The organism is Sphingobacterium sp. ML3W (assembly GCF_000747525.1).
Classification (GTDB): Bacteria; Bacteroidota; Bacteroidia; order Sphingobacteriales; family Sphingobacteriaceae; genus Sphingobacterium.
The window spans coordinates 3634123-3647478 of sequence record NZ_CP009278.1 but is presented as its reverse complement, the minus strand read 5'-3'; the positions used below and the strand labels follow the sequence as shown (position 1 = coordinate 3647478).

Genomic DNA, 13356 nt, shown 5'->3' with positions numbered 1-13356 from the left:
TGATTTTGTGATGTAGTTTAGGTTTAGCGTTTAAAAGATAGAAACGCGATTGATTTAAGTTGTTCATAATTTATTAAGTTTATTTTGATTTACAAGATTAATATTGGGTTAAGGACGATATCGGATGAGAACCATAAGCGGTAGTGGAATTGGATTGACCGAGCTCATCATCATAAGTGGTGAATTGGGATCGGACATGATGATATCTTTTGCATCGGGTACATCGTCTACGGCCAGGGTCTCTTTATAAAAGTTGATAGGTTGACCAGATTCCCAAGTCGTAGCAATGCCCTCAGCAAGCATCGATTTAAAGGAGTCGGACATACTGCTGATCTGGATGATTTGATTTTTATGTAAATCAAAATGGGTCGCCATGAATAGGGCGAAATCAAGGCGGATTTGCGTAATCAGAAATTGTTGTTCTGATAAAGTAAGTTGGAACATTTCCTCCTGAAATAAGCCGACTCCCTCATTGTTAAGAATTTTTTTCATATTTTATTTTTATAATTAATACAGTTATAAAAATCGGAACATTTTGAAGTCGAAACAAGAGCATTGTACAGGTATTTTCGATAATGTACACTTTTTTGCTATTTATTTTCCGAAATGTACATCGTGTACATCGCTTAGGATGTTAAAAATACGCCGTTTTTAAAATATTTAATTATACTGTAGGAAATAGTTTTGTTTATGTAAAATGATTTTATATTTTTATAATCGATTTTATATTGATTTGTAAAATCGTAAAGAACCAATTTCACTTCCGTCCTAAATAAATTTTAGGCGCGTGTTTCCCTTGAAACAGTATCTATTTTTAGATAATTTCAATTTTGACCCTATTTTTTAGTCTGAGAATATCTGTAGCTGTCCATTTTTACCCTTAACTGGTGGCCTGATAAAAGGATCATCTATCCATTGCCATATATTTATTTTCACGAATATATTCATCCTGATAAACCCGACCAAGTTAGACAGATTCCAATCGTATTTAGCCTTCTTCTGAAGGTATTTGAGCAGTAATATTCCAATCAACGAAGTCCATATTTGGATCATGACCGCATTTTCAGAAGTACCCACAAAAGATGATATTTTTAAGCGTTGCTTCAGATGCTTGAAGAAAATCTCGATCTGCCATCGCTGTTTATAAATGTTAGCTACTAGTGATGCCTTCCATTGGATATTATTTGTCAGAAAGTGGTACTGGTTGTCTGTGCTGCTGTCCCAAAAGTGAATCAAGCGTAATGGTTTAGAGTTGTATCTATCTGCTGATGGACCAGAAAGCTCAATGATCTCATCTTTAATGATTCCCTTTTCAAGGAGTGCTTCACTCTGGTATGACTTGATAACGTTGTACTTCATGTTAGTTTTACTCCTGGTAACAAAATAACAACCTCTGCTGTCCAAATCCCCGAGCCAGTTGTAATCCACATAACCTCTATCCACCACTACAACGCTTCCTTTGGAAAAACTATAGCTACCCGCACGCTGGCTTTCATGAACTTTCCCGTCTGTAATCTGCATGAAAACAGGAAGACATCCATCATAATCCAGCACAGTGTGCAGTTTTACAGCACCTTTGGTGCTTCTAAATTTAGCCCAGTCAAATACAGATAAACATAAAGGGATGATACTGGCATCCATCAGATAAACCTTGCGCTTTAATTGCGTTAGATCTTTGCGCAAATGGGTATCCTTTTGCCATAGCTTATCTAATAGCGAAAAGTACAGATCTTTAAAGAGTTCATGGGTGCGGTGCTTGTTGATATAGGAAATATTGGACTTGCTGGGTGCTCTACCAACACCTAAATGGTTCAAATTACCAGTCGTACTACGTAAGCCATTACTGATATCACGAACTGAATCTGCAGAAGAAAAATGGCAAAACAACATGCTAGCAAGATGCGTCCAGCTGTTGATCCCTTTACAATGTTTGTCACTCTTGTGCTTAGCAACCAAAACCTTGAATAATTCGCGGTCGATAAGTGATAAAATCTGACTAAAAACGTTTAAATTTACCATGGCGGTGTGTTAAAATTTGACGATTTAAATATAGCAACTTTGCTATAGCAAAACACCGCCACTTTTTTCAACGTTTAGGACGCTACTGAACCAATTTGTAATTTGAATAAATTATTTTCTCCATGATTAAAAATGAGTTAGTGAAGCGGATTTATAGTCTTGCTGGTATTATACTGTTTGCCCTTTTGATTAATCTAGGCAGTGCTTGGGATGACCTTATCGATCGTTTGGAAAAACCGATGTTTGTAAAGATGGTCATCGGCACTATTGGACTGCTGTACGCTTATTTGTTTCTTGTGCAAGGGATATACAAACAGCTAAACAAGGCTGATTCTTGGTACGGGAAACAAAAAGAATATATCAAAATGTTGATTTTTGTACTACTTAGTACAGCTGTGGTTGTGTTTATTCACTTGTTTGTCGTCGATTTTTTGTTAGCACAACGCAACCATCAATCGGTCTTCACCGAGCATTATTTTAACAGTGACTTTTGGTTCTTTTTCATTCCGTCATTGCTCTATATTATTACGCTTTATTACAAACCCCAAATACGATTGTTCCATATTTCTAAAGCACCTGTATTGCTACAAACAAGCGTAGCTGAACCATTGGAGGAAGAGGTTATGGAGAAGCAGGCTGTTGCCGAAGTGTCTGTGGAGGAAGAGGATGTGTTTGATAAACCCATTGCAGCAGATCTTAAGGTAGAAGAGGCTTTCATAGCAGGGGATTTGGGTGAAAAATTAGCGAAATCGAAGTTACACCCGTCTATTGATGAAAATCATGAATTGCTTAAGTTATGGCGAGCGTCTGGAGATGTGGAATATTTGTTTGATTATTTTCAAATGCTTTTGAACGACGAGAAATGGCACTTGGAAGGGCAAATACCGCTCTGGAAAGCTGTTGCTTTTGAAAGAACTAAAATCATTACCTATGCTTATTTTGCGAATGGTGAAAAATGGGTACTGCACGATATTGATAATGCCGTATTCGATAATCCATGGGTGATTAAAATCTCCAATAATTACCATTTAAATATGCTTTATGCCACCTTGGAACGGAAAAAGATTATGCTCAAGAAAGCACATGGAAATAAGCTTAAAAGTCCTAAAAAACTACAAAAAGTTGATGTTTTAATACTACATGGAAATGTCGTAAATGTATTGCTGGAGGTGATGAAGGTTAATCAACTAAATTATATGCTCATCATAAGCCGCCGGATGTTTGACAATTATGAAAACTTTTGCAGATTGGCAGAGCTGAAGAAACTTGATGTAGAGCAGTTGGGGGATGATTTTGGCAGAATTGAATAGTTGTGGGGCTCGAACGCTATTAAAATCCTATTGATTACCTTTGCACAAATTTAGGGAATCGTCATGGCGGATAAGAAGAATAGTTTTTTGTTTTTGGTATACTTGGTCGGATTGAGCATCATTGGTTTTTTTGCGACAGATATGTATCTGCCGGCATTTGATGTGATGCGCATGGATTTCTCGACCGATAAAAGCAGTATAAGTGCAAGTTTAAGTGTTTTTTTGGCAGGATATGCACTTGCTCAATTGGTGTGGGGGCCAATTTCTGATCGTGTAGGTAAACCTAAAACGATACTCATGGGATTGACAATCTTTACACTCGCTTCTTTGAGTATATTTTTTACACATCAAGTTTCGTTATTATTATCGTTGCGCCTGGTACAGGCCATAGGGGTATGTGCTGCTGCTGTGAGTTGGCAAGCTCTGGTTGTAGAACGTTATCCTGCTGCTCAGACCAATCGGATCTTTGCCACAATCATGCCTATGGTGGCTTTATCGCCGGCATTGGCGCCTTTGCTTGGCGTGTATCTGCTCAAGCATTTTGGTTGGAGATCGATATTTATCACCCTAGCGATTTTAGCAATCCTGCTGATGGTATATACCTTTACGCTAATGCGTAGCCAATCATCAGGTACTGTAGAGAAACCAAAAGATCTGGTGAAGACAAATCGCTCTTACTTCTCTCTCTTAGGGTCTAAATATTATGTGGGCAATGTGTTGATATACGCTTTCTGTTCGGGTTCGTTTTTTGCCTGGTTAACCGGGTCTCCTTTCTTTCTCAAAGAATTGGGTTATGATGAGAGTCAGATCGGATTGAGTTTTATCCCGCAGACAATCGCTTTTATGGCAGGGGGATATGGTTATAGATCACTCTCTAACCGTGTGGAAGGAAAAAGATTGATGCCTTATTTACTGTTCTTATATTCGATATCACTGATTGCGATTTATATAATCAGTATAACGATGACGCCTACCTTGACCATACTTTTGATTCCCTTTTGTATCATGGCGCTTGCCAATGGTGCTTGTTATCCCATAGTGGTGGCAAAGGCGCTCAGTGTTTTTCCCAACAACTTGGGGAAAGCTGCGGCATTGCAAAACACCATCCAACTCGGTATCTGCTTTATAGCGAGTGCCATTGTATCTATTTTTTCTAAAAATGCCTTGTTGGCAACTACTATTGTCATGGCTGCTACTGTTCCTTTTGTATATATCGCACACCGATTGACGCTCAAAGGTAAGGAGTCGAATAGCTAGCTTAATCTCTGTACGCATTCTTTTTTGTCATATGCTGTAACCTTTTCATCGTAGCCCAACTCTAATCTTGTATAAATCGATATTGATTTATGTAAATTAAATATAACGAGATGGAAACGATCAGTTTACAACGAGGAATTAAAGCTATATTTTCCTTACTGAGGATTACTTTGGGAATTGTGCCCATTGTTGCGGGCTTTGATAAATTTACCAATATATTGACCAATTGGGAGCAGTATCTCAATCCCGTTCTGGTCCAGATATTGCCCTTTTCTGCGCATACCTTCATGATGGTGGTTGGCGTTATCGAAATCATAGCGGGGATACTCGTTTTGAGGCGTCCGGCTATTGGTGGGTATGCTGTGGCTGCGTGGCTTACTGCTATCGCATTGAGCCTTTTGGCGAGTTTTAGTTTTGTTGATGTGGCGGTACGTGATCTTGTGATGGCAATTTCCGCTTTCTCACTGGCAAAAATGGCGAAATTAATAGAAAACTAATCTGGAATTAGCATCAATGAAGGCATCTTAGAAACCCTTTTACTCCACTTTTCTGCTCGCCATATGCTGTTCTCCTGCATATAGCACAATAATATACTTGGCAACTGCTCTTATTGAACCTGGCTCATGTATGGCCTTGTAAACAGTTGGTTCGAAAGGCTTGGTGCCATCTTTATCCTGTTCAGCTCGTTCGGTGTCATGTGCTGTTATGTAATCTGTTGAGGTATCTGTTTTGAAATGACCGAGCCTGTTAAAGGCAATCATTTTTATGGGTTGTTCGTATTGTTGACATTCAATCGCTACATATTGTACTTCGACCCAACAGGTGCAGTATTTCGGGATCAATAAATAGAGGATGGCAAATAGTAAGAGCATAAAAATTGCACCTCCTAATAGACACGATACGAGATTGAAAGCTGTGGCCTGCGCTACTGCATTATTATTTATAGTTTGATTTTCCGATGGCGGTTTTCCCGCTACGGTCCTTTCCCAAGGGACCTGCTCATACAACTCCTTATTGAACTTATTGGCAGCAATCAGCTCCTGTTGCAAGTCGATAAGGAGTTTTCTTTCTTCCGGAATAATATGATTCCGCTCCTCAATTCCATCCATAATTCCATTTTCCAATATTACTTTTTCAATGTTTTCCGGCTCTTCTGCAACAGGTTGTAGCGGAATGGCGTCAGCTTCTTGCTCGCTATCGTACTTTTGATAATTTATTTTTTTAGAATTCCGCAATTCTCGCCATTTGATAAATGGCCTTGGTGCGAACTGAATAAGTATCGCTAACAGTTTAACAATACCCTCATCGGGATTGGTTGTTTTTTCTGTCATAAAATTTTTCAGGGGTTTAAGTTTGTCGAGCTCAAATCGACGAATGCCAGTCTCTAGGTCGCTATATCTATTGGTTGGATCAAAAAAATCGCTGAATACTTGGATGTCTTCTCTTGATAGTCCATTTGCAAACAGTTTAAGACTGAAATTTCTCAAGTTTCCAGGTGTTGGATTCTCCAGTTTAGTATCTAGCACATGCTGGGAAAGCTTTTCCCGATAGGTATTTATAACCTCTTTTTTAAATTCTTCAAACTCAAACATTACTACAAAATTAACCCAACGGTCGCACCGTATTTTACGGAAAACCGTAAAATGAATCCCTCAAAAATGTCCCCTTATTGTCCGGAATAATCGGAATTCTATAGGAATTTCTGGAATAGTTATGGAATAGTTGGAAATACTGGAATACCCTGAGGATTAGCTGTTTATGTGCTATAAATTTGATTTCGAAATCATGGTTCTAACGATAAGTTCTTGCAAGGACAGGTACGGAACAGGTTTCGAAAAGAATGGATATCGCGGTCGTCAAAACCGGTTTGGGAAGCAGTTCTTGTCTCCCGCGATTGAAGTTCACACTTCCCAAAAAATTCAGAAGGCCTTCTGAAAACATTGTAGTAACCCCGAGCATGAAGCACGTGGGCCTACCAGGTTTTTGACTTTTAATTTTTTGAAAAATGTGGTATTTCATTTTAGCACTTTTATTTGGTAATCCTTCAGATTCACATACAAATAATGACCAAACTGTCATGCAGACGAACAGCGATCCTGAAAAGAGTGGTGGCGGTGATAAGGGACACGTTCAACCAGGTAAGTAATTGCCTATATAATGATTAGAATAAGACAACTTCGGTTGTCTTATTCTGTTTTGGGAGGAAGGGTTGTTTTTAAGATTAAAATTCGATATTTTCGAACAAAATACAACTCTTATTGAAAGGCTTCAGCGTATACATATTATTGATCATATTTCTTTCTTGTGAGAAAGAAGCTATTCAAAAGGAAAAACCAATTGACAACCCTTCGTATGATAAGGCTTTTGAATATTTGGAAGCAGCAAAATCGGATAGTGCTTTCTTCTACTTTGGAAAAGCAAAGCAGGTTTTTTCAGAAGCGGGTGATAGCCTGTTTGTGGCTAAATGTCTGATCAATATGGCCATTATCCAAATCGATCAGGGAGATTATTTTGGAGCGCAAGAAACGTCATTGGAAGCAGATGCCTACCTGAATAAACAGAATAAGGATTATCATCGTTTTCTGAGTATGAACTTCAATAATCTGGGGAATGCCACAGGTTATCTTCGTGAATATAAACAAGCTATTAAGTTTTATGAGTCGGCCATCAAATATTCGGACAATCCTCAGAATACCTTGGTCTACCGCAATAATCTAGCGATGACCTATGTCACTAATAATGAGCTGGAAAAAGCGCGGGAGATATACGATGATATCATCAATCGCACACATAAAGGCCAAGTTGAGTACGCACGGGTATTGTCCAATCTGGCAAAAGTAAAATGGTTGCAGGATCCAAATTATAACGCCATTAGCGAATTCTTGTTAGCCTTAAAAATACGGGAACAAGAAAATGATATGTGGGGGCAGAATGCTAGCTTATACATGATCTGTGAATATTATACAGAAAAGCAACCTGACTCTGCGCTATTTTATGCGAAAAAGAGATATGCGGTCGCTAGGGCAATAGCGAGTCCTGATGATCAGATAAAGGCCCTTCAAAAGCTGATTAACCTAAGCCCAAGTGAAGCTGTAAAACCTTATTTTGAAACCTATAATGATCTTAAGGATAGTGTGCAATTAGCCCGTAGTGCAGCTAAAAATCAATTTGCGTTGATCCGTTATGAGGTGGAGAAAAATAAGGCGGATAACCTGAGTTTACAAAAAGATAATGCGGAGAAGGCTTTCCGGATTACTCGTCAACGTATGTGGACTGGAGCAGTGTCGGTCTTGTTTATCTTAGCCATTGTAGGTGGTGCGGTCTGGTTCAAAAGAAGAAAGCAACGTCTTGAATTGGAAGCGGATGGTAAGATCAAAGCGAGTCAGCTGCGGACATCCCGTAAAATACATGATGTAGTGGCCAATGGTCTTTACCGCGTGATGACCGAAATCGAAAATAGGGATGATATTGATCGCGATGGAATTCTGGATCGTCTGGAAATCATGTACGAGAAGTCGCGTGATATTTCTTATGAAGTGGAAGAAACTACCCAAACACAACTGGATTATCATAAACAGGTGACCGATTTGCTGAAGTCTTTTGTTACAGAAAACAGGAAAGTGATCATTGCAGGTAATGATCCGGAATATTGGAAAACGGTAAATTCGCATACGAAATACGAAATCCATCATGTATTGCAAGAGCTGATGGTCAATATGCGAAAGCATAGCCAGGCGAGTGATGTGGTCATTCGCTTTGATTGGGCACCCTCACATCTAAACATTTACTACAGCGACAATGGGGTGGGCCTGTCAGAATCACTGGTCCGCGGTAACGGCCTAACTAGTACGGGAAACCGTATTGCTGGTTTAGATGGCAAGATTACCTTTGTAAGTAAGGAGGGGAAAGGACTTAAAGTCGAAGTTTCGATTCCGATTCTTTAAAAGATCATACTATATGTTTAAAAAAGTACTCATAGCCGAAGATCATGAAATTGCAAATATTTCAGTTCAAAAGACACTCCACGAACTCGGTATCCAAAATGCGAAATACGTCTACTATTGTGATGATGCATTGACCTGGATTAAAAATGCGCAAAGAGATGGTGAACGCTACGATTTGTTGATCACGGACCTCACTTTTGAAGTGGACCATAATCCGCAACGTATAGCGGGTGGTATCGAGCTGATAAAAGAAGTCAAAGCGATCCAGCCAAATTTGAAGGTAATCGTACTGTCGGCAGAAAGTCGTAGTGCTGTCATCGATGAATTATTTAAAACGCGTGCTATTGATGGTTATGTGCGGAAGGCTAGGCGTGATGCCCAATATCTGAAAGAGGCACTACAAGCGGCATGTCAAGATAAAACCTATCAATCTCCAGAAATCAAGCAATCTATCCGAGAAAAAAACTCACATGAATTCAGTAACCTTGATATTCATATTATCGCGTTATTGTCGCAGGGAATCCGTCAAAAGGATATTCCATTCTATTTGCTGCAAAAAGAAATTAGACCATCGGGATTAAGCAGTGTGGAAAAACGACTTAACCTGATGAAAGAGGTTTTGGAGTTTTCGAAAAACGAGCAATTGATTGCGTACTCAAAGGATATCGGGATCATCTAGTCGTAACGCTATTCGTTTTTCTCTCCAATAGGATATTTTCATTTTTAGATGGATATATCTTGGGAAGATTAGTGGAATGAAAAATATTAAACACTTGGAATTCAGTTTTTTATTATTTAACTTTCATGTACAGAAAATGTTGTTGCTAGTTCTATAGGGACAATAAAAGGTTAGTACAAATACCCTCCATCCTCTATTCCCCTGAATAGAGGATATTTTTTTTTAATGTTGCTCTGTATTGGGCTTGGGTGAACGCTGTTTCATGTTAAGTTGACAAGTGAATACTTGTTATTTGTTACAGTTAGTTTTTCTATCAGACTTAATCCCTATGTTTGTGCAAATTTGAAGAAATAGAGATATGAGGATACCAATGGTCTTAATAGCAGCATTCATGCTGAGTTGTCAATTTGTTGCTGCTCAAACAGCAAGTGAGCCTGTTGACAAAACCACACAAGTGCTTGCTGAACCAACTTTGAAAAGTAAGAGAGCAATGTCGAAAGAGTTGGCAAAAGCTGAAGCTAAAGCGGCAAAGGCGAAAATAGAGGCTGCTAAAGCAGCTGCGAAAGCAGCGAAGGAAGAGGCTAAATTAGCTAAAGCAGCAGCGAAGGAAGCAGCGAAAGTTGAAAAAGCTCGTGTAAAAGCTTTGAAATTGCAAAATGCAATCATGAAGACCGAAAAACCGCTTCGAAAATATAGTGCGAAATTGCAAAAAGAGCGCAACACGTTACAAGAAATGAACGTTAATCTTGAAAAAAAGATAAGTAAAAATGCGCTTACTGATGTTCAGATTGAAAAAGAAAAAGCAAAAATTGAGAAAAAGGTAGCTAAACTTGAAAAAATGGAAGCCAAAATTAAAAAATTGGAAGAGCAACTTTTGGAAGAAGAGGAAAAATTGAACAAGCTAGTGAACTAAACCGTACAAGTTTAATAAAACAATAAGGGGTTCTTTTGAGAAAAAGAACCCCTTATTGTTTATAGTGCATGCTGCCCTATCTTGCTGGCAATGACCGTTACTTCAGTTGTGGTCATTAAAAACGAAAATGGTTAGGATTACGCGCTTTGTAACCTAACCATTTTCTTGATAAACCACTAGGGTTTTGTTAATGTGCTTTCAACCTGAGCCATTTCTTATGATAAAATGGCTTTGCTTAAAAACGGTGTAAATATCCCCATCTACCTACTAATGTGAATACAACAAAGCTATCATTCATTTTTTCGATAATAATACGGGAAACCGTAAAAACACTTATTTTTTTAAAAAAATTAAAAAGATGTAAAATTCATCCAATCTGTATTGTCTGAATAATCCATCAACGGATCTGCATGATTGGTACTGTTCAACTGTCCGATAAACATAGCAATATCCATTTTGATGTGTTGACGCGTGATCTCTGTCATTTCGTCGTTAAAGCCTGCATTATTGATCAATAGCACATACTGAAAACACACGACACGAGCAATGATTCGGCCCAACGTCATCATATCCCGTTGTTTTGGTTGATCTGGGAAATTGAAATTCAAGAGTTCGGAAAAGAACGGTGCAGCAAGTTCAGTCGCTTTATATTGCTTTAAGTAGGCAAGGAAGTTACTCTCTTTGCTTTTTCTCATCAGCTTGGCAATTGCTTCTGCAATCTGTGTGTAGAGCATTTCATTTGATCCTTCAAAAATTTGGAAGGGTCTGCTATCTACTACCCCACGTCCTGCGACATGATCGAGTCGGTAACCGTTTGCGCCAGATAACTGTAGACATATCTGCGATGCTTCTTGCATAAGGTCTGTCACAAAAGCTTTCACACTGTTGGCATCAACTCCATGTCCGGAAAGATCGTTGCCGATTCCGCTCATGGAAGAACTGTAAGAACACATAGCCGAACATATTGTAAATGCAGCCTGTAGACGAGAAAGTTGAAATTTCACCGAATCCATTTCATTCAAGCGGATACCAGTAACTCGTCTGTCATGACAGTGTTGCATCGCTTCGTCTAGCATGCGTTTGATGAAGCCCATACCCATACCTGGGAATTGGAGTCTACTGCGGTGCAGTGTATCTAACATCAGTTTGATACCTGTGCTTTCTGGGTTTAATCTATTTTCTGTTGGGACCTGTATGTCAATGTTGTTGATTCCGTAAGGAATAGCATAAAGACCAAGGCTATTATAGCGTCTTTCAACTTCGATTTTTTGTGCAGCAACGGCATCTTCTGTAAGGAAGAAATCGATGTCTCGCGTCAACTCACCATTTTCATTTCTTTTACGTGCGGTCACCAACCAGTAGTCGGCAGCTCCTGTAAGTCCTTGCCAATGTTTTTGACCTTGTATATGGTACTTGTCGCCTTGTTGCTCGTAAGAGGTACGCATGTTGAGCGCATCGCTACCATAAGCAGGTTCGGTGATCATAAGACCCCCCATTGCTTGATGCTCTAAAAATCGTTTAAAGACCTTGTCTTGAACAGAGGCATTGCCATATTTGGCTAAAGGCTCTAAGAATAAGGCGATATTGATACCGAAAATAAGCGATAACGAAAGTGATTCATAAGAAGCTGCTGCAAGAACACCTAGGCACTCTTTAACATGAACTCCGCGACCACCGTGACTCTCTGGAATAGCAACTGATAAGGGTGTCATGTCCATAATTTTACTTAGAAAATCAGGAGGTAAATCTCTTGATAAGCTCAGGTTATTATAGTCATATTCGGAATTGAATAAGTTGGATAATCTTTCCTTAAAAGCGGAAATGAAAACGTTGAAATCTTGGGTCATGGTTGATTCTTCTAAAAGGTTAAGCATCTTAAAATGTAGGATTAAATGATGAACAATTACGAAGGGGCTTATGCAGATACCATTCTTGCTCACCGTATCTTAAATTTTCAGAAGAAAAGTAAGAACTTAGGTAAGATAACGAAAATCTTGGAACCAAAGAATATATATTTTTTGGTTTAGCATGAATCTTTATAGAAACTGACTGCATATACACGATCTATTTTTACAAAAATAACCCTTAATATGCAATCTCTTTGTTTGATTCAGTATAAAGACTAGGACAAATCGTGCATGAGTGCCAATTTGCTATTTCGATTTGTTGCGATAGGATGTCGGTGAAACGCCTACGATTTTCTTAAAAATACGCGAAAAATAGGAAGGGTCAGAGAAATCTAGCTCATAGCAGATATCCGCAATACTTTTTGTTGATTCGAATAAAAGCAATTGGCTGTGCATGACGAGAACTTCCAAAATAAGCTCTTTGGACGATTTTTTGAATACGGACGACACGCATCTATTCAGGTAGTTGGGCGATACCGCAAGCTTGTCGGCATAAAAGCTGATTTCTTTTTGTTTTAAGAAGTTTTTATGCACAAGCTGCTTAAACAGCATGGCTATTTCCTGACTTCTATTGAGCATTTTGTTGGATGCCGAAAGTTTGATGATTTTTAATAATGCCGATTTAAGCAGGCTCTCGAACAATTCTTTATAGGGCTGGTCGGTATGTAGTTCCTTATACAGCAATCGAAAAAGTTGATGGAGATCTCTGTCTTCTTCGGAGGTGAGGTTGTGAAGTGGAGAAATGGTAAAGATATTCAAAAGCTCTTGCTCTCTAAAGATAGAGGTCATGGCAGCATCATTGACCAATATGCAATGTCCTTTGGCTGATTTGTCGACCGATTTGATAACTGAAATATTGCCATAATTGCTCACGAGAATGGCGGGTGCCTGTACGACATATTCTTTGGGACCTATTTGGTGCTTGAAGTGCCCCTCGGTAATGTGGACAATGAGATTATAACCTAGAAAAATGGGAGGTGTCGGGAATTTGATATAGGGTGCAATTTCACTAAGTCGGAAGATTTTGACTGGCGATTGCATATATTTCAGATGATCCAGGCTTCCGAACATAAAACGTTCTACAAATTCATTGGCATTTACTTGTTTTTCCATCCTTGATTGCAATTATCGATCTTCTCTATTTTAAACCTTTAAAGCTACTGTATGTTTTGCAAGCCTCCCAATCCCAGAAAAGGAAATGACAACAATTTTACATGGCATGCGGCAGGTAGGTATTCGCTTTAGTAAAGCTGCGTCGCTTATGGAAATAGCGTGTGGGAATTTTAGATAGCAAAAAGGGCCTGGTTGTTGACCAGACCCTTTGTTT

Annotated in this window: 13 protein-coding genes; 8 read left to right on the top strand and 5 right to left on the bottom strand. The window is 38.9% G+C overall.

Going from position 1 to position 13356, the window contains the following annotated elements:
* Positions 1–108 precede the first annotated feature (108 nt).
* Positions 109–492: a hypothetical protein gene (locus KO02_RS15560; protein ID WP_038699729.1), complete on the bottom strand. Its 384-nt coding sequence runs from the start codon at positions 490–492 to the stop codon at positions 109–111.
* A 351-nt stretch (positions 493–843) separates the two neighbouring features.
* The gene (locus tag KO02_RS15555) at positions 844–2019 is read right to left on the bottom strand and encodes an IS4 family transposase (RefSeq protein ID WP_038694773.1); all 1176 of its coding nucleotides are present in this window, start codon (positions 2017–2019) and stop codon (positions 844–846) included.
* A gap of 122 nt (positions 2020–2141) precedes the next feature.
* Between KO02_RS15555 and KO02_RS15550 the strand changes: the two genes are divergently transcribed.
* The 3 genes from KO02_RS15550 to KO02_RS15540 all read left to right on the top strand — a co-directional run bounded on the left by KO02_RS15550 (position 2142) and on the right by KO02_RS15540 (position 5083).
* Positions 2142–3329 carry a hypothetical protein gene (locus KO02_RS15550; protein ID WP_038699727.1) on the top strand — a complete coding sequence of 396 codons (1188 nt, stop codon included), beginning with the start codon at positions 2142–2144 and terminating at the stop codon, positions 3327–3329.
* A gap of 63 nt (positions 3330–3392) precedes the next feature.
* Positions 3393–4586 (top strand): purine nucleoside transporter PunC, encoded by a 1194-nt coding sequence (gene punC / locus KO02_RS15545; RefSeq protein WP_038699725.1) that lies wholly within the window; start codon positions 3393–3395, stop codon positions 4584–4586.
* A 110-nt stretch (positions 4587–4696) separates the two neighbouring features.
* Positions 4697–5083, top strand: coding sequence for a tRNA (5-methylaminomethyl-2-thiouridylate)-methyltransferase (locus KO02_RS15540; RefSeq protein ID WP_038699723.1), 387 nt, complete (start codon positions 4697–4699; stop codon positions 5081–5083).
* A gap of 39 nt (positions 5084–5122) precedes the next feature.
* Here KO02_RS15540 and KO02_RS15535 read toward each other — a convergent pair whose 3' ends face one another.
* The gene (locus tag KO02_RS15535; RefSeq protein WP_038699721.1) at positions 5123–6178 is read right to left on the bottom strand and encodes a hypothetical protein; all 1056 of its coding nucleotides are present in this window, start codon (positions 6176–6178) and stop codon (positions 5123–5125) included.
* A 413-nt stretch (positions 6179–6591) separates the two neighbouring features.
* On the opposite strand from KO02_RS15535, the gene KO02_RS23835 reads away from it, so the two are divergent.
* The 4 genes from KO02_RS23835 to KO02_RS23830 all read left to right on the top strand — a co-directional run bounded on the left by KO02_RS23835 (position 6592) and on the right by KO02_RS23830 (position 10122).
* The gene (locus tag KO02_RS23835; RefSeq protein ID WP_158500304.1) at positions 6592–6732 is read left to right on the top strand and encodes a hypothetical protein; all 141 of its coding nucleotides are present in this window, start codon (positions 6592–6594) and stop codon (positions 6730–6732) included.
* A gap of 112 nt (positions 6733–6844) precedes the next feature.
* Complete coding sequence (locus KO02_RS15530) at positions 6845–8530, top strand: ATP-binding protein (RefSeq protein WP_038699719.1); 1686 nt, start codon at positions 6845–6847, stop codon at positions 8528–8530.
* 13 nt (positions 8531–8543) lie between these two features.
* A complete protein-coding gene (locus tag KO02_RS15525) occupies positions 8544–9209 on the top strand; it encodes a response regulator (protein ID WP_038699718.1) in 666 nt (221 codons plus the stop codon).
* Positions 9210–9567: 358 nt separating this feature from the next.
* Entirely contained in the window at positions 9568–10122 is a 555-nt protein-coding gene (locus tag KO02_RS23830; RefSeq protein WP_158500303.1) for a hypothetical protein, read from the top strand.
* 350 nt (positions 10123–10472) lie between these two features.
* Here KO02_RS23830 and KO02_RS15515 read toward each other — a convergent pair whose 3' ends face one another.
* The gene (locus KO02_RS15515) at positions 10473–11996 is read right to left on the bottom strand and encodes an acyl-CoA dehydrogenase family protein (protein ID WP_038699716.1); all 1524 of its coding nucleotides are present in this window, start codon (positions 11994–11996) and stop codon (positions 10473–10475) included.
* A gap of 18 nt (positions 11997–12014) precedes the next feature.
* Between KO02_RS15515 and KO02_RS24260 the strand changes: the two genes are divergently transcribed.
* Entirely contained in the window at positions 12015–12149 is a 135-nt protein-coding gene (locus tag KO02_RS24260; protein WP_262506669.1) for a hypothetical protein, read from the top strand.
* 126 nt (positions 12150–12275) lie between these two features.
* On the opposite strand, the gene KO02_RS15510 is transcribed toward KO02_RS24260, so the two are convergent.
* Positions 12276–13142, bottom strand: a complete 867-nt coding sequence (locus KO02_RS15510; protein ID WP_038699714.1) for a helix-turn-helix domain-containing protein — start codon at positions 13140–13142, stop codon at positions 12276–12278.
* Between the last annotated feature and the right edge of the window lie 214 nt (positions 13143–13356).